This window comes from Ruegeria sp. YKSF131 (genome assembly GCF_059612645.1).
The window spans coordinates 1-22453 of sequence record NZ_JBXWQZ010000016.1; the positions used below are offsets into that span (position 1 = coordinate 1).

Genomic DNA, 22453 nt, shown 5'->3' on the forward strand with positions numbered 1-22453 from the left:
ACACAGCGTTGCGCCTGTCCGATCAGATCATCGCTGAGGATAAGGCTTTCCAGGCAGAACCCCAGCAACGAGGCATGCATCCCGGCCGCCTCATACACCATGTTCAGACCGGACAGACCTGCCATGACGTTCGAACACATCTGTTCCCAGCCGGCCTGCATATCGGGCAGTTTCGAATCCGATGCGCCAGCCGCAGCTCCGCCCGGCAAGTCATAGAACCGGTGCATCTGGGCGCATCCGGCAGTCAGAAGGGCCTGTTCCCCTGAACCAATCGACATGGCACCGGTCCGCAGGTCCAGACCAAAGGGCCAGGTGCCGAAAATCGCCGGGGCACCGGGACTTACGGCATTAACATAAACCAATCCCGCCAGGCATTCCGCAGTTGCTTGCGTGATCGCACCGGCGATGGTCGACGGCGCTGTGGCACCGGCCATACCAGCAGATAGCAACAAGACAGGCATACCGGCCTTGATGCATGCTTCCATCACTTCGCAGCTTTCGGTTGCGAATTTCATTGGAGGAACAACAAAGCAGTTCGAGTTCGAAACGAAGGGGCGCTCGCGAAATTTGTTTTCACCGCCCGCAATCATATAGATCATCTCCATCGCCGGTGCGACGTGGCTTGGTTCGGTGAAGGATGTCCCGACATGTTTGAAGGACCCAGAACAACAGGCGTAAATTGTGTTGAGGTCCATTTCGAAGTTGTCCGCGATGTCACGACAGACCATTGGCCGCTGCACAAAGTGAATGTTATCAAGCTGTTGGCAGATTCGCGCGGCATCGTGCAGATCTTGCACGGTGGAATGGCGATATTCCCGACCGTGGACGTCGACCATGGACACGGCGGCCCCGGCCGTACCGTAGTGCACTTTGGTGCCCGACAATTCCAGATCGGTGTTTCCATCCCGGCTGTACAAAGTGACTGAGCGGTTCGCCTTAGCAATCGTGTCCTCGACAAGGGCACGAGGGAAACGGATACGGCCATCGTCACCCAAGGTGCAGCCCGCACCGACCAGATAGTCAATGCCACTTTGCGGGGCATCCGCCAAGCCAATGGTTTCAAGCGCGGTAAGTGCTGCTTCGTGGATGCGTTCGATCTGCGCCTGTGTCAGTACATTCAGGACGCCGCCTTCCATTCCGGGGCGGACAGGTCGCAGGTGCTCAGGCAGTGCGGTTGCACGGGCAGCACGGCGCGCGGCGCGGCCGCCACTGCGCGAAGAATTGCGGGGTTGGTCGTTCATTTCAAGAATCCGGTCGTTGAGTGATGTCTTAAGGTGTCTGCAAGCACACCTTTACGGCCGTCCTCGTGCGGCACGGCCACGATCCGCCCCAATGGTGCGGCTGATCAGGCTGATTTTCCAGTCATCGTCTGCCATTTTGCCCCTCAACGTCTTGAGCCACAATTCCAAAACGCGGCGACACAATCTGTTCTATTTGCGACCTTTGATGATTATTCATATGGACAATTCTCACGGCTTATGGGGTCAGAGAACCAAACGCCGAGATTTTCGCCCGTTTTGGAAGAAATCTGTTATACTGCATTCACTTACTTCCAAGGTCTGCTGCGCGGAGTTGAATTGTGAGCAGCAGGTCACAGATTGAATTGAAGTCTTGCCTCTGATCGAAACCAGAGCGGTGTTGCATTGAACCCGACTATGAACCCTATTTCCGTCCTTGTTGTTGCGATATTTATCGCCGGCGCTAACCCTGTTGCGGCGGAGGATTGGACTGGCGGGTATGCCGGTTTCAGTTTTGGATTTGCAGATGCCGATGGTCCGGGTGGTGCGAATGGCGATGATACGGCCTTTGGTGCGCATCTGGGCTATGACCGGGACTTTGGGAATTTCGTTCTGGGCGGTGAGTTGGAGTATAATCGGCTGTCCCTGAACCTCGGACAGTCTCAGGGCAGTCTCGACAGCATGACCAGCTTGAAATTGCGTGGTGGATATGATTTCGGTAACGCTCTGGGTTATGTGGTCGTAGGCGCAGCGCGGGCTGATACATCGGTCGACAGTGACACAGCCGCGGTTTACGGAATCGGATTGGCCTATCCGATTGGCGAGAATTTCGTCATCAGCGGTGAAGCACTGCGGCAGAATTTCGACGATGTCACCCGGTCCAGTGGCAGTCTGGACACCAATGTTTTCAACCTGCGTACGACGTTTCGGTTTTGAATGCGGCTATTCAGCCGCGTGTCGCTTGGCGAGCTGCGCTGAAAACATGCACAGGGTTCTCAAGGCACTGACAAATTTCTCATCATCCACGGTCATGGCAACCCGAATGTGCCCCGCTGCGGCTTTGCCAAAGCTTTCGCCCGGCATGACCGCAATCGCATGAGTGTCCAAAAGGGCGTTCGCAAACCCTTCACTCGTCAACCCGGTCGCCCGTACATCCAGCATCAGATACATAGAACCCTGCGCCGGGACGAGCCCCACTGTGTTCTGTGCCGCTAATACGTCCATCGCCAATGAACGGCGGCGACGGAATGGCGCGGCGATCTTGTTTTCAAGTTCGTGTCCTGCGGTCAGTGCAAAGCTGGCCGCGTCCTGAATGAACCCCGGTACGCCATAGGTTGTATGAGTAGCCAGATCTATCAGGTGACGGATCACGTATTCAGGACCAACGATCCACCCGCATCGGGACCCGGTCATGGCATGAGATTTGGACATTGATCCAACAACCAAGGTACGGTCGGCCATTCCGGGCAGCACGCGGGCGGACAGGTGCTCGCCCTCCCAGATCTGGGTGTCATAGACTTCGTCTGATATCAGCCACAGGTCACGGCGTTGGCAAACATCGGCAATGGCTTCAAGTGACTGACGGGAATACACCACTCCGGTCGGGTTGTTCGGTGTGTTGATCAACAGCGAAACCGCGCCTTCCGCGGCTGCATCAATCAATTCGGCGCGCGGTTGAAATGCATCCTCTGCAGCGGTCCGAACAGCGCGGGCAATGGCCCCGGCACCGCGAATCGTCCCGGGATAGGTGGCATAATACGGGTCAAGAAACAGCCCGGTGTCGCCGGGATCGCACACAGCCATATGCGCCGCGAACAGGGCGGACTGCCCACCGGGCGTGACCAGTACATTGTTGCGCGTCGTTGGAATACCTGTGCGGGACTGAACCCGGGCAGCAACCGTATCACGCAGCAAATCTGTTCCGGGCACAGTGGCATAACCGGTGTGACCGTTGCGGGCCGACAGGCCCATAGCGTGCAGGATCGACGGGTCGGTACGAACGTCATGCTCGCCGATTGTCATTTCTGTCACGGCATGCCCATCATTCAGCATCCGTCGGGCGCGGTTGAACACCTCCCACCCGTCGCTGCCGCCGGTGATCTGCGTGATGCGCTTGGACAATTCCATGACAAGGGCCCCGGTTACTCTGCGCTGAATGGGACAGAGCGGCAGGCGTTTGTCAATCAGCTTCGCGGCGCTATCGAGGCCTGAAGTTTTTTGGTCAATGATGCGCGGACAAGGTCATAGGACACAGTCAAACGATGGCGCATTTCGTCAGCGCCGGTTTCAAACGGAAGACGCACCCAGCTGCGGTGGAAATAGGGGGCTTTTACGCCGATCCCGGCGTCAATCAGCATCTGCGCCGTCTCGATATCGGGCGTTTTGACGGAAACACCATCATTTGCGATTCCGATACAGGCGAACATCTTGCCACCAATTTTCCAGGCGTCATGGCCACCGCCCCAGGGATCGGACAGTTCAGCGCCGGGAAGCGTTTTGCAGATGGAAGTGACGAAATTTCGGTCCATGTTTGGCACTGTGCCCAACGGGGGTGGCAAACTCAACACTTGGCTTGCGAATGATCCCATGCTAACCGATGTCCCATGAACCCGGTGACCTGCATCATTATCTGCTGCATTACCTGCTGATTTATCAAGCGGGCCGGTTTCTTTCGTTTTCATCCCTGAGACAAGTTGCTAAGCCCGCGCCAACGCGCAAGCCTTTGCTGTTTCTTAGGAGCCCGACCGATGACGACGATCAAGCTGCACAACACACGGACGCGGACGAAGGAAGACTTCGTACCGATCGATCCTGAAAACGTGCGGATGTATGTCTGTGGCCCAACGGTCTATGACCGCGCCCATTTGGGTAATGCCCGTCCGGTGGTTGTGTTCGATGTGCTCTATCGCCTTTTGCGCTACGTCTATGGCGCAAAGCATGTGACCTATGTGCGCAACTTCACCGATGTGGACGACAAGATCAATGCGACGGCGCTGGCGCGCAAGCAGGCTGGTGCAGAAGGCTCGCTGGAACAATTGGTGCAGGAGCGGTCGGACGAGACCATCGACTGGTACTTGCACGACATGGGGGCGTTGGGAGCGTTGGAACCCAACCAGATGCCGCGCGCGACCCAGTATATCGCCCAGATGATCGCGATGATCGAAGACCTGATCGCCAAGGGCCACGCCTATGCCGCCGAAGGCCATGTTCTGTTCGCGGTCGACAGCTGGAAAGAAAGCTATGGCAAGCTGTCTGGCCGGTCGGTCGATGACATGATCGCAGGTGCGCGGGTCGAGGTGGCACCATACAAGAAAAACCCGATGGATTTCGTGTTGTGGAAGCCTTCGACCGATGAACTGCCGGGCTGGGACAGCCCATGGGGCAGGGGACGTCCGGGCTGGCACATCGAATGCTCAGCCATGAGCTATGAACTGCTGGGTGAGAGCTTTGATATCCATGGTGGTGGCAACGACCTGATGTTCCCGCATCATGAGAACGAGATCGCCCAAAGCAAATGCGCGCACCCGCATGGCGAATTCGCGCGGGTCTGGCTGCATAACGAGATGCTGCAGGTTGAAGGAAAGAAAATGTCCAAATCGCTGGGCAATTTCTTTACCGTGCACGATCTGTTGGAGCAGGGCGTGCCGGGTGAAGTGATCCGCTTCGTCTTTCTTCAGACGCATTATCGCAAGCCGATGGACTGGACCGAGAAAAAGGCCCATGAGGCCGAGGCGACGCTGCGCAAATGGCGGGCGCTGACAGCAGGTATCGAACCTGCCGCCAGTGCGGCACCTGAAGTCATCGCAGCACTAAGTGACGATCTGAATACGGCAGGTGCCATGAGCGAGCTTTACCGCCTGGCTTCAGATGGTGACGCCGCAGGCCTGTTGGCAAGTTCGCAACAGCTGGGTTTGCTTTTGTCTGAGATGGGCGACTGGGCCGATACCGCATCTTTCGACCTGACCGCCCATGCGGACCGTTTGGCGAAAGCACGAGCCACCGCGATGCAAAGCAAGGACTTCTCGGAAGTTGATCGCTTGAAGGCAGCATATGTAGCGGCGGGGCTTGAGGTTCGAATGAGCAAGGAAGGTGTCGAACTGGTGCCGGGCGCCGGTTTTGATGCTGCCAAGCTGGAGGAGGTCTGATGACCAAGGAACGCCTCTACCTTTACGACACAACCCTGCGCGATGGGCAGCAAACGCAGGGCGTGCAGTTCTCGACCGCAGAAAAAGTGCAGATCGCGCAGGCGCTGGACGCATTGGGCGTGGATTACATCGAAGGCGGTTGGCCCGGCGCCAACCCGACCGATAGCGCGTTTTTCGAGGTGGCTCCGAAAACCGCGGCCCGGTTGACGGCATTCGGCATGACCAAACGCGCAGGACGATCAGCCGAGAATGACGATGTGCTGGCTGCGGTGATGAATGCGGGAACGCAGGCTGTTTGTCTGGTCGGCAAGTCGCATGATTATCACGTCACCCACGCGCTTGGCATTTCACTGGAAGAAAACACGGAAAACGTGCGCGCCTCGGTCGCGCATATCGTCGCGCAGGGGCGTGAAGCGCTGTTTGATGCGGAACATTTCTTTGATGGCTACAAGGACAATCCGGAATATGCCGTGGATGTATGTCGCGCAGCGCTTGAGGCTGGCGCGCGGTGGGTTGTCCTGTGCGACACAAATGGTGGCGCTTTGCCGTCCGAGGTCGGGCGGATTGTATCCGAGGTGATCGCAGCCGGGCTGCCCGGTGATCGGCTGGGCATTCACACCCATAACGATACCGAAAACGCCGTTGCCTGTTCTCTGGCTGCTGTTGAGGCCGGTGCACGGCAAATTCAGGGCACATTGAATGGTTTGGGCGAGCGTTGCGGCAATGCAAATCTGACCGCTTTGATCCCGACGCTGTTGCTGAAGGAACCCTATGCGTCGCAGTTTGATATTGGTGTCAGCCGTGAGGCTTTGGCTGGTTTGACCCGGATCAGCCGGATGCTGGATGATGTTCTGAATCGGGTGCCCAGCAAGCAGGCGGCTTATGTCGGGGCGTCGGCTTTTGCGCATAAGGCCGGGCTGCACGCCAGCGCGATCCTCAAGGATCCATCGACATATGAGCATGTGGAACCCGCAAGCGTCGGGAACTCGCGTATCATTCCGATGTCGAACCAAGCTGGCCAGTCAAACCTGCGTAAGCGTTTGACCGAGGCCGGTTTGCGTGTTGAGGCAGGTGACCCGGCACTTGGCCGCATCCTTGACCAGATAAAAGCCCGCGAGGCTGACGGATATTCCTATGACACCGCTCAGGCCAGTTTTGAACTGCTGGCGCGGGAAGAGCTGGGTCAATTGCCCGAGTTCTTCGAGGTTAAGCGTTACAAAGTCACCGTTGAACGGCGTAAGAACAAATACAACAAGATGGTCAGCCTGTCCGAGGCCGTTGTTGTCGTAAGAGTGGATGGCGAAAAGAAGCTGTCTGTCAGCGAATCCATGGACGAGTCAGGCAGCGACAGGGGGCCGGTGAACGCGCTGGCCAAAGCCTTGGCCAAGGACCTGGGCCAGTATTCGCAGGTACTGTCAGATATGCGTCTGGTCGACTTCAAGGTGCGGATTACGCAAGGCGGCACCGAAGCGGTCACGCGTGTCATCATCGACAGCGAAGACGGGCAGGGGCGGCGCTGGTCTACCGTGGGCGTCAGCGCGAACATAGTCGATGCGTCTTTCGAGGCGCTTCTGGATGCGATTCAGTGGAAGTTGGTGCGCGATTGTGATCCGAAAAAGGCAGCAGCCGAGTGAGCGTGGTCTTTGACCAAGACGTCAAAGCCTGCGCGGCACTTGTGCAAAGGGCTGATCCAGATCGTTTCCGCGCAGCGATGGCTGCACCGGTTGCAGACCGTGCAGTCCTGTTCCCAATTTACGCGCTGAACGTCGAAGTTGCCCGCGCACCCTGGGTGACGCAAGAGCCGATGATCGCCGAGATGCGGCTGCAATGGTGGCGTGACGCGCTACAGGAAATTGCTGAAGGGGCAACCGTACGGCGGCACGAGGTGGTAACACCCTTGTCACGGGTTCTTTCGCCCCATCTGGCAGGCGTTTTGGATGAATATGTGGCCGTAAGGCGTTGGGATATATACCGTGACCCGTTCGAAGATCAGGAACACTTTGACGCCTATATCGATCACAGTACGGGTTCATTGTTTGTTGCATCCGCTCAGGCACTGGGGGCAGCGGATGAACCAGCGTTGCGTGATTTTGGATATGCGGTCGGGGTGGCGAACTGGCTCAGGGCTATCCCTGAACTGGAACGACGCGGGCGGATACCGTTGCTGGACGGCACCTACGAAGGGGTGCGTGCCTTGGCCGGGGCCGCATTGAATCGTCTGTACAAAGCCAGATCGCATCGGGCTGATATTTCGGTTGAGGCACGGTCGGCATTATATTCCGGGTGGTTGGCCGAACGGATATTGAAGCAAGCCATAGCTCGACCCGAACGTGTTGCCTCTGGTGCTCTGGTACCGGGAGAAATACAGCAGCGATTGTCCTTGATGTGGGCTGTGGGCAGCGGGCGCTGGTGATCAGGCCCGTTCCGGGTCGGCCGGTCGCAGAACCAGCCACAACAGGGCTCCGCCTGCCAGTGTCAGCAATGGGATCATTGCAAGGTTGACTGCTGTCCACCCTTCGACCGGGGACCCACCCGAGCAGTTCATCAATCCACCCGAAGCCAGCGAGGCCATAGTCACTCCGCCAAACACCAGCAAGTCGTTAAGGCCCTGCATCCGGCCGCGTTCCTGCGGCTCATGCGATGCGGCCAGCATCGTTGTCGCGCCGATAAAGCCAAAGTTCCATCCAACACCCAGAAGAATGAGGGCAACGAAAAAGTTCCCCAATTCAACGCCCTGCAAGGCGACCAGGCCAGCGGTTGCAAGAATCGCCAGACCCAGCGCAACAATCCTTTCGATACCAAACCGGGCGATCAGGTGACCGGTGAAGAAACTGGGCACATACATGGCAAGCACGTGGCTGGTAACGATGTCCGCCGCGTCATTGGCCGAGTAACCACAACCAACCACGGCCAACGGCGTTGACGTCATCACAAGGTTCATCAGCGCGTAAGATACCATGGCACATATGATGGCCACGGCGATGTGAGGTGTTTTCAACAACTCCAGTCGCGACCGCCCCTTGGGCTCGGAGCCGGTGGGTTTTGCAGGTGTTGGAATATCAAGGAAGAAGAACAGGGCGGACCCCAGAACATTGATCCCAATGACAGCCAGATAGGTGCCCAGAAAAGGGATGACATAGGCTTCGGATGTGAGTTTTACGATTTGCGGGCCAATGATGGCAGCCGCCAGTCCACCAGCCATGACATAGGAAATCGCTTTGGGGCGGAACTCGTCCGACGCGATGTCCGCTGCGGCGAACCGGTAGAATCCGTGGGCGCTCATGTAGAGGCCCGTCAACAGGCTGCCGACAAGGAAGACGGGGAAAGAGCCAAGAAACAGGCCATAGGCCCCGATCAACCCGCCCAACGCACCGGATGTCGCGCCAACAAAGAACCCGACGCGACGCCCCCATTTTTGCATGATGGCCGAAATTGGCGTGGCCGCCAGCATCGATCCCAGAACAATCAGTGAAATGGGCAATGTCGCCAGGCAGGGATTGGTCGCCAGCGACTGACCGGCCAGCCCTCCGACGATGAACATCATTGGCATCTGCGCGCCCAGAATGGCCTGCGCCGCCACTAAGACAGCAACGTTGCGTTTGGCCTGACGGTCATTAGGAAGGGTCGAGATCATGGTCATGGCGGAATGGGTATCGGCTAAGTGTTTGCGGCACAACCCGGTTGCATCTGCGGCACTTGCGCCTAACGTGCCAGTAACAACCGAGCAGGGGGACTACATGCCCGTTGGCCGCATCATCGAAACGCCGGGTTGTGTGGCGGAAGGGGCTGAATGGCTGGCCCGGAGCTGCCCACGCATGGCCTATGCAATGGAACAGATTGGCCCATTGCCGCTACGTCGCCGTCCTGACGGGTTCGCGCAGCTGCTGAGTGCCATTGTCAGCCAACAGGTCAGCGTGGCTTCGGCCATTGCAATATGGCAACGCCTGCAAGACGCCAAACTGACAGGTCCGCGTAAGATCATGTGGGCAACGGATGACGATCTGCGGGCCGTAGGGCTAAGCCGTCAGAAGATCCGATATGCAAAGGCGTTGGCAGAAGCGCGTTTAGATTACAAAGCGTTACGTGATGTTCCTGATGCGGAGGTTGTGACCACGCTGACGCAAGTGCCAGGCATCGGCGTATGGACTGCGGAAATATACGCAATGTTCTCACTTGGTCGCGCTGACGTGATCGCCCCCGGCGACCTGGCGCTGCAAGAGGCCGCGCGCATCCTCTATGACCTGCCCAATCGCCCAACGGATAAAGAACTGCGCAAGATGGCCGAGGCCTGGTCGCCCTGGCGCTCGGTTGCGGCGCGGGTGCTGTGGGCCTATTACCGGGTTGCAAAGCAAAGAGAAGGGATCAGATGACACGGGTTTTGAATGCGCTCCGGAAAGAGCCTGTTTCGGCCGACACGCGCTCGGTTGTGGTGTTCGTGCATGGCTATGGCGCAAACGGTGCCGATCTGCTGGGTTTGGCCGACCCGCTGGGTGAACATCTGCCCGACACATTGTTCGTGGCCCCGGACGCGCCCGAGCAGATCCCCGGAATGCCGAATGGCTTTCAGTGGTTTCCGATTCCCTGGATTGACGGGTCGTCTGAGGAAGAAGCGCGCAGGGGCATGGAAATGGCGGTCGAGGACTTTAATGCCTTTCTGGATGCGCTGATGGTGGATGAAGATGTTCTGCCCGAACAGGTAGTCCTGTTTGGTTTCAGTCAGGGCACGATGATGAGCTTGTATGTCGCGCCCCGCCGCGAAGACCCCGTGGCCGGAATTGTCGCTTTCTCAGGCCGTTTGCTAGAGGCGGACCTTCTGGCAGACGAAACTGTCAGCCGGATGCCGGTATTGCTGGTGCATGGCGACGCCGACGACGTCGTCCCGCCGCAATCCTTGCCCGAAGCGGCAGAGGCCCTGCAATCCGCCGGTTTCAAAGAGGTCTACGCTCATGTCATGAAGGGCACCGGGCACGGCATCGCCCCGGACGGGCTGAGTGTGGCCCTGGCCTTCATGCGCGACAAGCTGAGCCTTTAGCCGGTAAGATTAAATCAGCAGAACACTGTCGTTTCGCATCGGATTAAGACCAAAGATGCGCTTCCGCAAACTCGACTGAGTTTCCGGCCGGGTCGCGCACGTACAAAGATCGTGCGCCTCCGGGCCAGTCAAATTCTGCGTCTACGGGGACATTCCAGTCCAGAAGGTGCTTGCGCATTACCGCGATTTCATCACGGGTCAGTACAAGACACACATGCCCGGCACCACGGGCGCCATGTGGCGGAACGGGCATGTCCGGGTTGAGGGGCGGCTGTTCCGTCTGTTCCGGGTTAAAGATCAGCAGGACCGATCCGCCAATTCGGTAAAACACGTGGCGGTCGGCGACACGCTGAATGCGTTTCAGGCCCAGTACTTCGCCGTAAAACTGTTCTGCTGCGTCCAGATCATCGACATAAAGCGACGCTTCCAGAATCGCCGAAGGGGCCGGTATTCCGGGAGTTAGTTTCATGACTCAAGTTTAGCAGATCAGGGCAGGGTATGTCACCGGCGCGGTCGACGGTCGCGTTTTCGTTGCGGTGTGGTGTTCAGGGATGGCATGGGCAGGCTGTCCCACTGGCCCGGTTCCAGATCGTCCAGAGTCCAGTCTCCGATTCGATAACGGATCAGGCGCAGGGTCGGCAGGCCCACGGCGGCCGTCATTCGACGCACCTGACGGTTTTTGCCCTCGCGTATGGACAGTTCTATCCAACTGTCTGGAACTGTCTCGCGTTCGCGGATTGGTGGGGTGCGGGGCCACAGGTCGTCTGGCTCGTCGATCTGGCGCACCTTCGCCGGACGGGTCAGGCCGTCTTTCAACTCGACGCCGTTTCGCAGCGCTTTCAGGGCGGTTTCGTCCGGGATGCCTTCGACCTGAACCCAATAGGTTTTTGCCATCTTGTGCTTGGGATCCGATATCTGCGCCTGCAACTTGCCGTGGTCAGTCAGCAGCATCAAACCTTCGCTGTCACGATCCAACCGACCGGCGGGATAAACCCCGGGCAGATCGATGAAATCGGACAGTGTACTGCGCGGAGTATCCCCATTGTCGCGGTCGGTGAACTGCGGCAGCACATCATAAGGTTTGTTGAAGCGAATGAACCAGGACATGACCCGCGCATACCCCGAAGAGTGCGTCCCGCGCAAGCTGTGGATAACTGTCATGCGCCTGTTACGGATTCGCATTACCCAGTTTGCGACATATTGTGGAAAATCAGGGCTTGTCAGAGTATTAACACGATATATAGTTATACTAAGGCCGGGGCGGGTGTTCCCCGCTCTGATGTCAAAAACGGGCAGAGCAGAGCGAGGAGCGATTCTGATATGGACGGAGACTTCAGGACCGAATTTGTCAGGGAGCCTGGTGCGCTGAAGCATCATCCGGCATTGGTTTTGAACGCCGATTATCGCCCCCTGTCTTATTACCCGTTGTCCCTGTGGCCCTGGCAGGAAGCGATCAAGGCCGCCTGGCTGGATCGCGTCGACATCGTGGCCGAATACGACGAAGTGGTTCGCAGCCCAAGTACTCAGATCCGAATACCTTCGGTCGTTGTTCTGAAAGACTATGTAAAACCCAGAAAGCGCGTGGCCTTCACGCGCTTTAATTTATTTCTGAGGGACGAGTTCCGGTGCCAGTACTGTGGCAGCCGCGGTGATTTGACCTTTGATCATGTGGTGCCACGCGCCGCCGGTGGGGTGACCAGTTGGCAGAACGTTGTGGCGGCGTGCAGCCCGTGCAACCTGCGCAAAGGGTCGAAATCGCTGCGTCAGGCAGGAATGAGCCTGCGAAAGCCGCCCCGTCAGCCTGACGCCGAAGCACTGCGCAATGTTGGTCGGAAGTTTCCGCCCAATCACTTACACGAAAGCTGGATCGATTTTCTGTATTGGGATGCTGAGCTGGACGAATTCTAGGCCTTGCTTGCCCGCCACGCCGCGAGCCAGATCAGTACCAGAACAGCCGAGGCAATGGCATTCCATCCGGCCATCGAGATGTTGAACATTTCCCACGGGATATCGTCGCAGCGAACCAAAGGCGCTGACATAATCTGGTCGAACAGGTCGTCATTCGACATCCCACTGATGCTGCCGGATGTGCAACTGGTCGGACCTTCCCACCATCCTTGTTCAACGCCGGCGTGGTAAAACCCAATACCCGAAGTGACAGCCGCTGCCATCGCGCCACATAGTGGCAGGATGCTCAGTCTTGGCAAGGCCAGCGCCAAAACGCCAATCGCGATTGCGACCCCATGCGGGTAGCGCTGCCAGATACACATTTTACAGGGGGCAAGGCCGCCCAGATATTGAAAGCCAAAAGCTGCCAGCAGAAGGGCCAGGGACCCAAGACTTGCCAGTGCGATAAGTTGTGAACGTCTCGTCATAGGTATTTCACCACCAGGAAGCCGCCGAACAGGAGGACGATGAACAAGGTGAACATCAGCCCCAAGCGTTTTTCAATAAATTCACGGATCGGCTCGCCAAAGCCCCAAAGCAGGGCCGCAACAAGGAAGAATCTGAGCGCACGTGCCAGTATCGACGTTGCGATGAATGTCCCAAGCGGCATTCCTGTCCAGCCGGACATGATGGTGATGACCTTGTACGGGAAAGGCGTCACTCCGGCGGCCAGGACCGCCCAGAACCCGAAATCGTTGAAGCGTGTGTTGAATTCTTCCATCGCATGGGCCTTGCCCATGGATTCAAGAATGGGCTGCCCCAGACTTTCATAGAAAAACGCACCAATCGCATAGCCCAGCATCCCGCCCAGAACCGAAGCCACCAGAGCAACAGTTGCAATCAGCCAGGCGCGCGACGGGCGCGCCAGGATCATCGGAATCATCAGAACGTCGGGGGGAATCGGAAAGAACGAACTTTCGACAAAGGCCACAACAGCCAGCGCCCACAGCGCATGAGGGTGTTCCGCCAGACGAATTGTCCAGTCATAAAGTGATCGCAACATTAAGCACTCAAATCCCGTTCTCGGCCCCGGAAAGCCAAACCACGCACCTGACGGCCCGTCAACCATCGCGGTCGAAACAAATGGATTATTGGATGATTTTTGCCTCTGGACCTTCCCTCGGATGGGCGCTAATCCAGTGTCCGTGGCCCAAGTGGCGGAATGGTAGACGCAGGGGATTCAAAATCCCCCGGTAGTGATACCGTGCCGGTTCGAGTCCGGCCTTGGGTACCAAAGTAAAAACAGGGGGTTAGGGGAACCTGCTTCCTGTTTTTTCTTTTCGGGCTTATTGCGTGCTCGCGCACTTAACTCTCACTTTTCGATCTGGTCTCGTTCTTTTCAGTCCTCTGTTATCAGTCTCATGCTAATACAGGGGCACCGTATACGTCCTGCTGTCGAACCGACCTGAACAGAAAAGGACAGTAAAGTTCCGGAAGACTGATCGGGCGGGTTTTCCTGTGTGCCAGAGGGGAAAATTCAAAACTTACGCTCATATATGCGGAATGGAGCAAGTCAGGCTGGCGCTGGCCTTGACATTGAATGTATCTGGATGAACCCTCAAGGGGGTTGGGAGAAACTGGAAAATTCAACAGGTTGCATCTGCTGTGAAGCGGGCCGATTTTTTTATCGGCACGGATTCATGAGCAGGGTGATTGATTTGAATTCCAACTGCCAGACAAAAAATGTGGGAGTTCTGAAATGAAAAACAGCAGAAAATTGAGCCTCGGCGCGTTTGTAACCGCAGCCATGTTGGCTCCGGCGGCCTATGCCGAAGAGTTCATTACAATTGGTACTGGCGGCGTGACCGGTGTTTACTATCCGACAGGTGGCGCGATCTGCCGTCTGGTGAACAAGGGCCGGAAAGAGCACGGAGTGCGCTGCTCGGTCGAATCGACCGGTGGCTCGGTCTACAACATCAACACCATTCGCGAAGGCGAGCTGGAATTCGGTGTTGCCCAGTCCGACTGGCAGTATCACGCGTATAACGGCACCTCGAAATTTGAAGAGGCAGGTCCCTTCGAAAAGCTACGTGCGGTGTTCTCGGTCCACCCCGAGCCATTCACCGTTGTGGCCCGCGCGGATGCCGGTATTTCCAGCTTTGAAGACCTCAAGGGCAAGCGCGTGAACATCGGTAACCCGGGTTCTGGCCAACGTGGCACCATGGATGTGGTTCTGGAAGCGTTGGGCTGGACCGTCGATGATTTCGAATTGGCGTCCGAGCTGAAAGCGGCTGAGCAGTCGGCTGCGCTTTGTGACAACCAACTGGATGCGATGATTTACACCGTGGGTCACCCGTCGGGTTCGATTCAGGAAGCTACGACAGCCTGCGATTCTGTTCTAGTGAACGTCACCGGTGATGCGATTCAGGGTCTGATCGACAACAACTCATACTACCGCACTGCGACTATCCCGGGTGGCATGTACCGGGGTTCGGACAATGACACCACCACCTTTGGCGTGGGCGCGACCTTCGTGACTTCGGCGGATGTGTCGGACGATGCTGTCTATGCGGTTGTAAGCTCGGTCTTTGAGAACTTCGAAGACTTCAAAAAGCTGCACCCGGCATTTGCAAATCTCAAGCCCGAGGAGATGATTTCGGACGGCCTGTCCGCTCCGCTGCATCCGGGCGCCGAAAAGTACTACAAAGAAAAAGGCTGGATTCAGTAAGCCAGACTTTACACGGGGCGTCCTTTTGCGGCGCCCCGGTTCACATCCGGGATAAACCGGGGACAAGAGGGCCAAAGAATCCAAGGCCGCAGGACGGGGAGATTTCACATGAGTTCCGATACACAGGGCAATCGCCCACTCTCGGAGGAAGAGCTTCAGGACCTTGTCGCCTCATCCGATGCAGGGGCGCGAAATCCCGCTGGAAACGTGGGGCTGTTTCTGGCGATTGTTGCCGTTTTGTGGTCGGTATATCAGATCGTTCTGGCCTCTCCCTTGTCGAATTACCTGCTGCCCGGAAGCGTGGTGAATAATTCACGCCAGATCCATCTGGCCTTTGCGATCTTTCTGGCGTTTGCGGCCTATCCGGCGCTGAAATCCAGCCCGCGCAATTATGTCCCTGTTCAGGACTGGGTCATGGGCGTTTTGGGCGCGGGTATCGCGCTGTACGGCTACATCTTCTATGAGAAACTGGTCAATAATGGCCTGCTGGCCGATGACATCGACAAATGGGTGGCTTTGTTGGGGCTGCTGTTGCTGTTTGAGGCCGCGCGCCGCGCACTTGGTCCGGCAATGGCGATCATAGCCACGGTTTTCCTGGCCTATGTGTTCTTTGGATCGTCTTCCTGGGTCCCCGAAGTGATCCAGTGGAAAGGTGCGAGCCTGAAAAAGGCCATGAGCCATATGTGGATCACGTCCGAAGGCGTGTTTGGCATCGCGCTGGGTGTTTCTACGAAATTCGTATTCCTGTTCGTGCTGTTTGGCGCGCTACTCGATAAGGCTGGGGCAGGGAACTACTTCATAAAAATGGCCTTTGGCGCTCTGGGTCACCTGCGGGGCGGCCCTGCCAAGGCGGCCGTTGTGGGGTCTGCGGCAACTGGCCTGATCTCGGGTTCGTCGATTGCCAACGTTGTTACCACCGGTACGTTCACCATTCCGTTGATGAAGCGCGTTGGCTTTTCCAGCGAACAGGCGGGGTCGGTCGAAGTTGCAAGTTCCGTGAACGGTCAGATCATGCCGCCTGTAATGGGTGCTGCGGCGTTCCTGATGGTGGAATATGTGGGCATCTCATATGTCGAGGTGATCACCCACGCCTTCCTGCCAGCGGCGATTTCTTACATCGCACTGGTCTATATTGTGCATTTGGAAGCGGTGAAGCGGAACATGCCAACCTTGGGTGACCGAGACGTGCATCTGGCGCGAACCGTTGTGGGTATGCTGGCCTTCTTCCTGGTGTTTGCTGGGCTTTGCTATGGCTCGCAATTCCCGGTTGATGCTGTAACAAGCTGGATTCCGTCCGCGGCGGGCTTTGTGCTGAGCCTGATCGTCTGCGCGGTTTACGTCGGATTGCTTTTTCTGGCGGCACAAGTGCCGGACCTTGAGCCTGACGATCCGAATGCAAAGGAAGTCACGCTGCCGGTTGTCGCAGATATCTACAAGGCAGGTTTGCACCACCTGCTGCCGATCGTCGTTCTGGTTTACTTCCTGATGATCGAACAAAAATCACCGGGGCTGTCGGCCTTCTGGGCAACCGCATTGCTGTTCGTAATCCTGCTGACGCAGAAACCGCTCAAGGCGCTTTTCCGGGGGCAGAGCAATTTAATCAGTACCTTCGTCGACGGTGTCGCTGACCTGTGGCAAGGTCTGATTGACGGCGCGCGGAACATGATCGGTATCGCACTGGCAACTGCAACTGCGGGCGTGATCGTGGGTACCGTGACCTTGACGGGTGTTGGTCAGGTTATGGCTGATCTGGTCGAGTTCCTGTCGGGCGGCAATCTTATCCTGATGCTGATCATGGTTGGCCTGCTGAGCCTGATTCTGGGCATGGGCCTGCCGACCACGGCGAATTATATCGTTGTCAGCTCGTTGATGGCCGGAGTGGTCGTTGAACTGGGGGCGCAGAGCGGACTTATCGTGCCGTTGATTGCCGTGCACCTGTTCGTCTTCTACTTCGGGATCATGGCGGATGTGACGCCACCGGTGGGTCTGGCCAGTTTCGCCGCTGCCGCTGTATCAGGCGGTGATGCAATCAAAACCGGCTTCACAGCATTCTTCTACAGCCTGCGCACCGTGGCACTGCCTTTTGTGTTCATCTTCAACACCGATCTTCTGTTGATTGACGTAACATGGTTCGAAGGAATTACGGTGGCAATTTTCGCGACCATAGCGATTCTGGTCTTCACGGCGGGCACGATGGGGTATTTCCTGGCCCGCAGCCGTATATATGAAAGTGTTGCCCTGGTTCTGGTGGCGTTTGCCCTGTTCCGACCAGACTTTTTCATGGATCGTATCTCGCCTCCGTTCGAATCGGTTGAACCCGCTGCATTTGAAGAGACCATTGGTCAGACACCGCCGGGAACGGATGTCCGCCTAGTGGTCGCAGGCCCCGATTACGATACGCTTGAAATGGTGGACACAACCGTTGTTGTCACTGTGGGCGACGAGGAAGGGGGGGCCGCACGGGTCGAGGCGATGGGCCTGCTGCTGTTTCCCGAGGACGGGCTGGTCAAGCTTGACGAGCCGCTGTTCGGCGCGCCGGTGGCCGACGATCTGGCCATCTTTGACTACTATGGCGATGAACCCGTACGCCTGACGTCGGTCAGCTTGCCGTCCGACCAGCTGCCCAAGCAGCTGGTGTATATCCCAGCGATGATCCTCTTGGGTCTTATCGCGTTCCTGCAACGCGGCCGTGCCGCCAGACAAGGGGTGCCCGCATGACACGTTCTGTTCTGTGTGCCATTGATATCAGCAATGGCGAGATTGATGCTCCGGTCCTGCAAAAAGCCGCTGCTTTGGCGGATCTGGAAGGGGCACAGTTGGATGTCGTGACTGTGCTGCCCGATTTCGGGGAAAGCTGGGTGTCCGGGTTTTTTGAATCAGGTTTTCACGACAAGGCGTTGGCCGAGGCGCGAGCCAAACTGACGGCGCTGTGCATTTCGGCATTGGGGGCAGAGCGCAATGAAAGCATCCGCCATGTAGTCGCGACAGGCACAGCCTATCAGGAGATCCTGAAAACCGCCGAAAGTGCCGGTTCCGACCTGATTGTGATCGGCGCGCATAGGCCGGATTTCAAAGACTATCTGCTTGGTCCGAATGCAGCGCGTGTGGTGCGGCATTCCAACGTCTCAGTTTATGTGGTTCGCTGACTGATTTTCCAGCGCGCAAAAGATCGCGTCGCCGGTCGTAGAGAAAAGTCGGGTTGGTTCAGTAACCTGTCATCTCAAGATAGCCAACGCCTTTATGGCTGCCGTTTACGGTGACAGGGCCTTCCCAGTATTCGAAACTGGTACCCATCCACGCATCAGGTGTCAGGGCTGAGACCTGAATATCTATGCCCCGATCCGCTAGGTCGACTTGCCAGTGTGTCGGGATATTGCGTCCGGCAACCTCGTCGGTACTCAGCGGCAAAAGGCCGATTGTACCGTTGGGGATGGCCTCAGTACTGCCGTCAGAATTGATCCAGGTGGCCGAGGTGAAATCGCCTCGATCCCCGCGCAGGCGAAAAGCCATCAGCTTATCGCCTCCCTCAAAACTGAGCGAGAACCAATCCCAGCCCCTCTGATCCGCCGCCAAGGGTTGTGAGGACCATTCCCGATCCAGCCACCCCTGACCGGTTACCTGCACCTCGCCATCCGGCAAATGCAGCACGCCTTCGACTGTGTAAAAGGGCTGCGAGTAATAGTAACTTGCCTGTCTATCGGCGGATTTAACCGAATAGCCCGCGTCGCCGTGAAATACCAATGGCCCTTGCGCAGTCAGTGAAAGATCATAGCCGAATTCATCACCATTGGCCGTCAGTGACAGGCTGTCCAAATCCGATCCGGCCATGCGCCATTCATCAATCCAGGCCTCAAACGGTTGTGCGGTTACACCGGCCTGGCCAATCCCCCCGCGTGACAATCGCTCGGTAAAAAAATGATCCTTGGGGGTCGTGACAGCAGCATGACCCATCCAAAGTTGCGGACTTTGCCACCCGTCGCTGTCATAGGGTTTCAGGGCTGACCGGAACAGGGTCCATTGAATGCCATAGTCCAGGCCGTCGTCCCCTTGGAGATTGGCGGTCAGATACCACCATTCGATGCGGTAGGCCGGGTGGGGGCCGTGATCCTTTGGGAAATCAAATTCAAACCCGGCTGCCGGCACTTCAAAACCTTCAGCGGTTCCGCCTAGACCTGCATAGCCCTGCGCCCAAAGCGGTATCGGGTAGAGCCACATAAGCAGGATTAGTAGGGTCCTAACGTTCATTGGCGAACACTTTCAGCAGATCGGCGGGTGGCAGGCGCAGCATCCGTAGCGCGGGCAGGGCGGCGGCAAGCAGGGCAGCAAGAAGGGTCAGTAGAAACAGCCACAGCCAATCCCAGGGGAAGACGAACATCGGCAGGCGCCAACCAAAAGCCTGAACGTTGATCACCGTCAGCAGAACCCATGCCAGAACAAGCCCAAGTGGCAACGCCAGACAGGCGGTCAATGCCGCCAGCAATAGGCTGCGCAACAGTTCCAGCCCTGCAAGTTGCGCCCTGTTCAGCCCCAGCGCCCAGACCGGTGCGATCTGTGGCAGGCGCTGGGTCCACAGGGTCAGCAGACTGGTGAGAATGGCAAATCCCGCCACGCCGAGGGTCAGCACATTCAAGGCCGAGGTCACGACAAAAGTCTTCTCAAATATCGACAGCGACTGCGCCTTCATTGCAGCTTGCTGTACGACAGCCTGACGTGGAAGGTTGAACCGTTCCCTTAAGGTTTGCGCCATTTCGGTTGCGTTTTCGGGGTTTAGACGAATGCCAAAGCGGCGGGCCTCCGTACCCGGAGCGATCCGGTTCAGTTGGTCCATCGAGACCATGGCTTGCCCGGTCGGATTCCCATAATCCGAATAGACCCCGGCGATGGTCAGGATGTGGTCCGGCGATAAGGCCAAAGCACCGCCGGGCCAGAGATCGGCACGTCGCGCCAGTTGCTCGTTGATCAGAACCGCACGTCCGGCCATGACGTCATCCCATGCATTCGGGCTTGAGGTGATCACTGGCCAGTTCTGCCGATAGACCGGATCATCTACTACACCGTAAAGAAACAAAGGCCCCGTCTCGTGCGACAATTCCACATTTCGGATTGGCAGAATAGCTTCGACCTGAGGGCGCAGCCAGTCGGTAATCTCCTGCCCCTGATCGTCGTCGCTGGCAGTCAGGTAGAGTTCTGACGTCAGGCGCTGGTCAAGCCACCCGACGAATGTCAGCCGGAAGCTGGACACCATCGTGCCTACGCCGACATTCGCTGCCAAAGCCAGTAACAGGGCCATCAGGGCAAGTGACAACCCGGGCAGTTGTGCCCGCATATCTGCCCAGACCCATTGCGTAACAGGGCCCCGCGCCGCGCGGGCGCAGAGTGAAAGCATTACAGACAAAAGCGCAGGCAGCAGCAGCGCTGCACCGGTCAGCAAGCCAGCCAACAAGGCAAACCCGGCGATCAGCCCCCCGAAACTGACATAAGCCAAAACGCCACCCAGGATCATGACCAATCCCAATGCCGCTGCAAGATGGCGCGCGCGGGGGTCGCCCCGCCACGCTTGAACGCCCGGACTTGCCAGCAGGGGCATGCGCGACAGGCGCCATAATGCGTGGCCGCTGGCCAGCAATGTGCCGAAGACTGCCATGGCGATCCCTGCCAAAACCCACTGCAATTGCAGCGTCAGTTGCCCTGTTACTGGTGCGTCGTAAAGGCCACGCAACGTGGCCGCGACATCGGGTAGAAGTGCTCCGGCCAGAAAGAAGCCCAAAAGCAACCCGACGAGCCCACCGATCAGGGCCAGAAAAGTCAGTTCAGCAAGGATCAGCCAGACCAGTAATCGCATCGAGACACCCAGTGCCCGCAGCGAACGGATGATGCCTCTGCGTTGTGCAAAGGCCAGCCCGACCGTGCCGTTCACGATAAAAAGGCCGACCGCAAAGGACAGCAATCCAAAGGCTGACAGGTTCAAATGAAAACTGTCGGTCAGCCGAGCAGTGTCGATCTTTTGTGAAGGGCTGATACGTTCCAGCTCAGGCGTGATCGTGGTTAGGGACTGAAGCCCGCGCGGCTGATCGGGCAGAATAATGAGCCGCGAGATTGCACCGGGCTGATTCAGAAGACGTTCGGCAACGCCGATATCCGTCAGGATCACATCCGGCGGCAGCGCAGAAGTACTGAGAACCGGGGGCAGAGTGTCCTGATCGCGCAACAAGGGCTCCAATTCTGTCGAAACCAGCAGGCGACCCGGAGCAGTCAATATGTCCGCCGGTTCGGGCGGCGCACCGCTTTGCTGGGCCTCGGTAATTGCGGGCAGGGCGGGATAGGCCACCATATCCACGCCCATCAAACGCAACGTACGTCCGGCGACCCGATAAGGGCCTTCCAGTACGGCGGCCACCTGCCACCCCGCGCGACGCAGGTCGACATAACGGGACATGGCGATGAAACCGGCTGGATCGTGCAATTCGTCAAACTGCCCAAGTGCCAGTTGGGCGTTGGCACGGGAATAGCTGGCGCGGGCCTCGGCATTGATGGCCTGTACAGCGGACCACAAACCAGTTGCCAGGGCGATACCGATCAGCAGCGTTGCCAGTTGCAACCAATGCACCCGCCAATGGGACAGCAGGGCCTGGACGACGGCCAATGTCATTGGATGCGCCCGCCGCTCAGGCGTAGGTGCGTGTCCAGACGGGCCGCGATTTGCGGGGAATGCGTCACCAGCAGCAAAGCTGCGCCAGTATCAGCCACAAGTGACAGCATCAGGTCCAGCACTTTGGCGCTGGCGGTTTCGTCAAGATTGCCTGTCGGCTCGTCCGCCAGCAACAGTTTCGGGCGCGCGGCCATGGCCCGTCCTATGGCCACCCGCTGCTGCTGGCCGCCCGACAAGCTTTCGGGGTAGCGGTCCAGCAGATCCGAAAGCCCAAGCCGGTCTGCCAATTGCCCGGACCATTGGGCATTTTCGGTACCTGCAAGGCGGGCATGAAAGGACAGGTTTTGCCCCACGGTCAGCGATGGGATCAGGTTGAACTGCTGGAACACAAGCGAAACCTTTCTGCGCCGCAACCCGGCCCGGCCCGCATCATCCAAAGGGGACAGGGGCGTGCCATCCAGCGTAATCTCGCCTCTGTCGAAACTGTCCAGGGCGGCGGCCAGATTCAGCAAGGTGCTCTTACCGCTGCCGCTTTCACCGGTCAGAGCAAGCGTTTGTCCCTGATCCAGTGTCAGAGACACGTCGCGCAAAACGGGCCGCCCGCCGGGATAAGTCTTTTGAACTCGGTCGATGATCAACAGCATGAAGCGCCCTTTTTGCACAGGATGTGCGCCGGACTTCCCAACTGTCCAGTGCAGACCTTTCACCGGTTCCTTTCGCCGCAGGCTACCTTATCCGGTGGCGGGGTTGTGCCTTGCGTTTTGAAAGGTCATT

At 57.7% G+C, this 22453-nt stretch carries 21 protein-coding genes and 1 tRNA gene; 11 read left to right on the forward strand and 11 right to left on the reverse strand.

Annotated elements, in window-relative coordinates; genetic code table 11:
* Positions 1–1241, reverse strand: a 1241-nt coding sequence (locus AC2FLZ_RS07760; RefSeq protein ID WP_496882036.1) for a trimethylamine methyltransferase family protein, incomplete at its 3' end; no start/stop codon positions are given.
* A gap of 414 nt (positions 1242–1655) precedes the next feature.
* On the opposite strand from AC2FLZ_RS07760, the gene AC2FLZ_RS07765 reads away from it, so the two are divergent.
* Entirely contained in the window at positions 1656–2174 is a 519-nt protein-coding gene (locus tag AC2FLZ_RS07765; protein ID WP_480517136.1) for an outer membrane protein, read from the forward strand.
* A gap of 6 nt (positions 2175–2180) precedes the next feature.
* Here the strand turns inward: AC2FLZ_RS07765 and AC2FLZ_RS07770 are convergent, their stop codons facing one another.
* Both AC2FLZ_RS07770 and AC2FLZ_RS07775 read right to left on the reverse strand, forming a co-directional pair.
* Complete coding sequence (locus AC2FLZ_RS07770) at positions 2181–3365, reverse strand: pyridoxal phosphate-dependent aminotransferase (protein WP_496882037.1); 1185 nt, start codon at positions 3363–3365, stop codon at positions 2181–2183.
* A gap of 56 nt (positions 3366–3421) precedes the next feature.
* Entirely contained in the window at positions 3422–3766 is a 345-nt protein-coding gene (locus AC2FLZ_RS07775) for an MmcQ/YjbR family DNA-binding protein (protein ID WP_480553591.1), read from the reverse strand.
* 219 nt (positions 3767–3985) lie between these two features.
* On the opposite strand from AC2FLZ_RS07775, the gene cysS reads away from it, so the two are divergent.
* Genes cysS through AC2FLZ_RS07790 form a run of 3 tightly spaced genes read left to right on the forward strand, consistent with a single transcriptional unit; the run spans position 3986 to position 7796 of the window.
* Positions 3986–5383: a cysteine--tRNA ligase gene (cysS, locus tag AC2FLZ_RS07780; RefSeq protein WP_496882038.1), complete on the forward strand. Its 1398-nt coding sequence runs from the start codon at positions 3986–3988 to the stop codon at positions 5381–5383.
* Positions 5383–7017 (forward strand): citramalate synthase, encoded by a 1635-nt coding sequence (gene cimA, locus AC2FLZ_RS07785; protein WP_480517130.1) that lies wholly within the window; start codon positions 5383–5385, stop codon positions 7015–7017. The genes cysS and cimA overlap by 1 nt, the downstream gene beginning before the upstream one ends.
* Positions 7018–7019: 2 nt before the next feature.
* Positions 7020–7796, forward strand: a complete 777-nt coding sequence (locus AC2FLZ_RS07790) for a squalene/phytoene synthase family protein (RefSeq protein ID WP_496714376.1) — start codon at positions 7020–7022, stop codon at positions 7794–7796.
* On the opposite strand, the gene AC2FLZ_RS07795 is transcribed toward AC2FLZ_RS07790, so the two are convergent.
* Positions 7797–9023, reverse strand: coding sequence for an MFS transporter (locus AC2FLZ_RS07795; protein WP_480553587.1), 1227 nt, complete (start codon positions 9021–9023; stop codon positions 7797–7799). It abuts the gene before it with no gap.
* 97 nt (positions 9024–9120) lie between these two features.
* On the opposite strand from AC2FLZ_RS07795, the gene AC2FLZ_RS07800 reads away from it, so the two are divergent.
* Positions 9121–9753, forward strand: coding sequence for a DNA-3-methyladenine glycosylase family protein (locus AC2FLZ_RS07800; RefSeq protein ID WP_496882050.1), 633 nt, complete (start codon positions 9121–9123; stop codon positions 9751–9753).
* Positions 9750–10415, forward strand: a complete 666-nt coding sequence (locus AC2FLZ_RS07805) for an alpha/beta hydrolase (RefSeq protein WP_480553585.1) — start codon at positions 9750–9752, stop codon at positions 10413–10415. Before AC2FLZ_RS07800 ends, AC2FLZ_RS07805 begins: the two co-directional genes overlap by 4 nt.
* A gap of 43 nt (positions 10416–10458) precedes the next feature.
* Here the strand turns inward: AC2FLZ_RS07805 and AC2FLZ_RS07810 are convergent, their stop codons facing one another.
* Together AC2FLZ_RS07810 and AC2FLZ_RS07815 are read right to left on the reverse strand one after the other, a co-directional pair.
* Positions 10459–10884 carry a VOC family protein gene (locus tag AC2FLZ_RS07810; protein WP_480472925.1) on the reverse strand — a complete coding sequence of 142 codons (426 nt, stop codon included), beginning with the start codon at positions 10882–10884 and terminating at the stop codon, positions 10459–10461.
* Positions 10885–10916: 32 nt separating this feature from the next.
* Complete coding sequence (locus AC2FLZ_RS07815) at positions 10917–11522, reverse strand: rRNA large subunit pseudouridine synthase E (RefSeq protein WP_480476745.1); 606 nt, start codon at positions 11520–11522, stop codon at positions 10917–10919.
* Positions 11523–11735: 213 nt separating this feature from the next.
* Here AC2FLZ_RS07815 and AC2FLZ_RS07820 point away from each other — a divergent pair, with 213 nt between their 5' ends.
* A complete protein-coding gene (locus tag AC2FLZ_RS07820; RefSeq protein WP_209503840.1) occupies positions 11736–12323 on the forward strand; it encodes an HNH endonuclease in 588 nt (195 codons plus the stop codon).
* Here the strand turns inward: AC2FLZ_RS07820 and AC2FLZ_RS07825 are convergent.
* Both AC2FLZ_RS07825 and AC2FLZ_RS07830 read right to left on the reverse strand, forming a co-directional pair.
* Complete coding sequence (locus AC2FLZ_RS07825; protein ID WP_480472923.1) at positions 12320–12790, reverse strand: disulfide bond formation protein B; 471 nt, start codon at positions 12788–12790, stop codon at positions 12320–12322. The genes AC2FLZ_RS07820 and AC2FLZ_RS07825 overlap by 4 nt on opposite strands.
* Positions 12787–13365, reverse strand: a complete 579-nt coding sequence (locus AC2FLZ_RS07830; protein ID WP_480472921.1) for a YqaA family protein — start codon at positions 13363–13365, stop codon at positions 12787–12789. The genes AC2FLZ_RS07825 and AC2FLZ_RS07830 overlap by 4 nt, the downstream gene beginning before the upstream one ends.
* A gap of 145 nt (positions 13366–13510) precedes the next feature.
* Here AC2FLZ_RS07830 and AC2FLZ_RS07835 point away from each other — a divergent pair.
* The 4 genes from AC2FLZ_RS07835 (at position 13511) to AC2FLZ_RS07850 (ending at position 18176) form a co-directional block, all read left to right on the forward strand.
* A tRNA-Leu gene (locus AC2FLZ_RS07835) sits at positions 13511–13596 on the forward strand.
* Between the two features lie 465 nt (positions 13597–14061).
* Positions 14062–15030: a TAXI family TRAP transporter solute-binding subunit gene (locus tag AC2FLZ_RS07840; protein WP_480603544.1), complete on the forward strand. Its 969-nt coding sequence runs from the start codon at positions 14062–14064 to the stop codon at positions 15028–15030.
* 108 nt (positions 15031–15138) lie between these two features.
* The gene (locus tag AC2FLZ_RS07845) at positions 15139–17748 is read left to right on the forward strand and encodes a TRAP transporter permease (RefSeq protein WP_480553581.1); all 2610 of its coding nucleotides are present in this window, start codon (positions 15139–15141) and stop codon (positions 17746–17748) included.
* Complete coding sequence (locus AC2FLZ_RS07850; protein ID WP_480472915.1) at positions 17745–18176, forward strand: universal stress protein; 432 nt, start codon at positions 17745–17747, stop codon at positions 18174–18176. The genes AC2FLZ_RS07845 and AC2FLZ_RS07850 overlap by 4 nt, the downstream gene beginning before the upstream one ends.
* 58 nt (positions 18177–18234) lie before the next feature.
* Here the strand turns inward: AC2FLZ_RS07850 and AC2FLZ_RS07855 are convergent, their stop codons facing one another.
* Genes AC2FLZ_RS07855 through AC2FLZ_RS07865 form a run of 3 tightly spaced genes read right to left on the reverse strand, consistent with a single transcriptional unit; the run spans position 18235 to position 22323 of the window.
* The gene (locus AC2FLZ_RS07855; protein ID WP_496714299.1) at positions 18235–19275 is read right to left on the reverse strand and encodes a lipocalin-like domain-containing protein; all 1041 of its coding nucleotides are present in this window, start codon (positions 19273–19275) and stop codon (positions 18235–18237) included.
* Positions 19265–21679, reverse strand: a complete 2415-nt coding sequence (locus AC2FLZ_RS07860; RefSeq protein WP_496714297.1) for an FtsX-like permease family protein — start codon at positions 21677–21679, stop codon at positions 19265–19267. Before AC2FLZ_RS07860 ends, AC2FLZ_RS07855 begins: the two co-directional genes overlap by 11 nt.
* Positions 21676–22323 carry an ABC transporter ATP-binding protein gene (locus AC2FLZ_RS07865; RefSeq protein WP_480472909.1) on the reverse strand — a complete coding sequence of 216 codons (648 nt, stop codon included), beginning with the start codon at positions 22321–22323 and terminating at the stop codon, positions 21676–21678. The genes AC2FLZ_RS07860 and AC2FLZ_RS07865 overlap by 4 nt, the downstream gene beginning before the upstream one ends.
* Between the last annotated feature and the right edge of the window lie 130 nt (positions 22324–22453).

Coding starts and splice junctions, on each gene's coding strand:
- AC2FLZ_RS07805 (WP_480553585.1), top strand. CDS start 9,750: ATGACACGGGTTTTGAATGCGCTCCGGAAAGAGCCTGTTTCGGCCGAC.
- AC2FLZ_RS07850 (WP_480472915.1), top strand. CDS start 17,745: ATGACACGTTCTGTTCTGTGTGCCATTGATATCAGCAATGGCGAGATT.
- AC2FLZ_RS07825 (WP_480472923.1), bottom strand. CDS start 12,790: ATGACGAGACGTTCACAACTTATCGCACTGGCAAGTCTTGGGTCCCTG.
- AC2FLZ_RS07775 (WP_480553591.1), bottom strand. CDS start 3,766: ATGGACCGAAATTTCGTCACTTCCATCTGCAAAACGCTTCCCGGCGCT.
- AC2FLZ_RS07810 (WP_480472925.1), bottom strand. CDS start 10,884: ATGAAACTAACTCCCGGAATACCGGCCCCTTCGGCGATTCTGGAAGCG.
- AC2FLZ_RS07820 (WP_209503840.1), top strand. CDS start 11,736: ATGGACGGAGACTTCAGGACCGAATTTGTCAGGGAGCCTGGTGCGCTG.
- AC2FLZ_RS07840 (WP_480603544.1), top strand. CDS start 14,062: ATGAAAAACAGCAGAAAATTGAGCCTCGGCGCGTTTGTAACCGCAGCC.
- AC2FLZ_RS07800 (WP_496882050.1), top strand. CDS start 9,121: ATGCCCGTTGGCCGCATCATCGAAACGCCGGGTTGTGTGGCGGAAGGG.
- AC2FLZ_RS07815 (WP_480476745.1), bottom strand. CDS start 11,522: ATGTCCTGGTTCATTCGCTTCAACAAACCTTATGATGTGCTGCCGCAG.
- AC2FLZ_RS07845 (WP_480553581.1), top strand. CDS start 15,139: ATGAGTTCCGATACACAGGGCAATCGCCCACTCTCGGAGGAAGAGCTT.
- cysS (WP_496882038.1), top strand. CDS start 3,986: ATGACGACGATCAAGCTGCACAACACACGGACGCGGACGAAGGAAGAC.
- AC2FLZ_RS07765 (WP_480517136.1), top strand. CDS start 1,656: ATGAACCCTATTTCCGTCCTTGTTGTTGCGATATTTATCGCCGGCGCT.
- AC2FLZ_RS07770 (WP_496882037.1), bottom strand. CDS start 3,365: ATGGAATTGTCCAAGCGCATCACGCAGATCACCGGCGGCAGCGACGGG.
- AC2FLZ_RS07795 (WP_480553587.1), bottom strand. CDS start 9,023: ATGACCATGATCTCGACCCTTCCTAATGACCGTCAGGCCAAACGCAAC.
- AC2FLZ_RS07860 (WP_496714297.1), bottom strand. CDS start 21,679: ATGACATTGGCCGTCGTCCAGGCCCTGCTGTCCCATTGGCGGGTGCAT.
- cimA (WP_480517130.1), top strand. CDS start 5,383: ATGACCAAGGAACGCCTCTACCTTTACGACACAACCCTGCGCGATGGG.
- AC2FLZ_RS07865 (WP_480472909.1), bottom strand. CDS start 22,323: ATGCTGTTGATCATCGACCGAGTTCAAAAGACTTATCCCGGCGGGCGG.
- AC2FLZ_RS07855 (WP_496714299.1), bottom strand. CDS start 19,275: ATGAACGTTAGGACCCTACTAATCCTGCTTATGTGGCTCTACCCGATA.
- AC2FLZ_RS07830 (WP_480472921.1), bottom strand. CDS start 13,365: ATGTTGCGATCACTTTATGACTGGACAATTCGTCTGGCGGAACACCCT.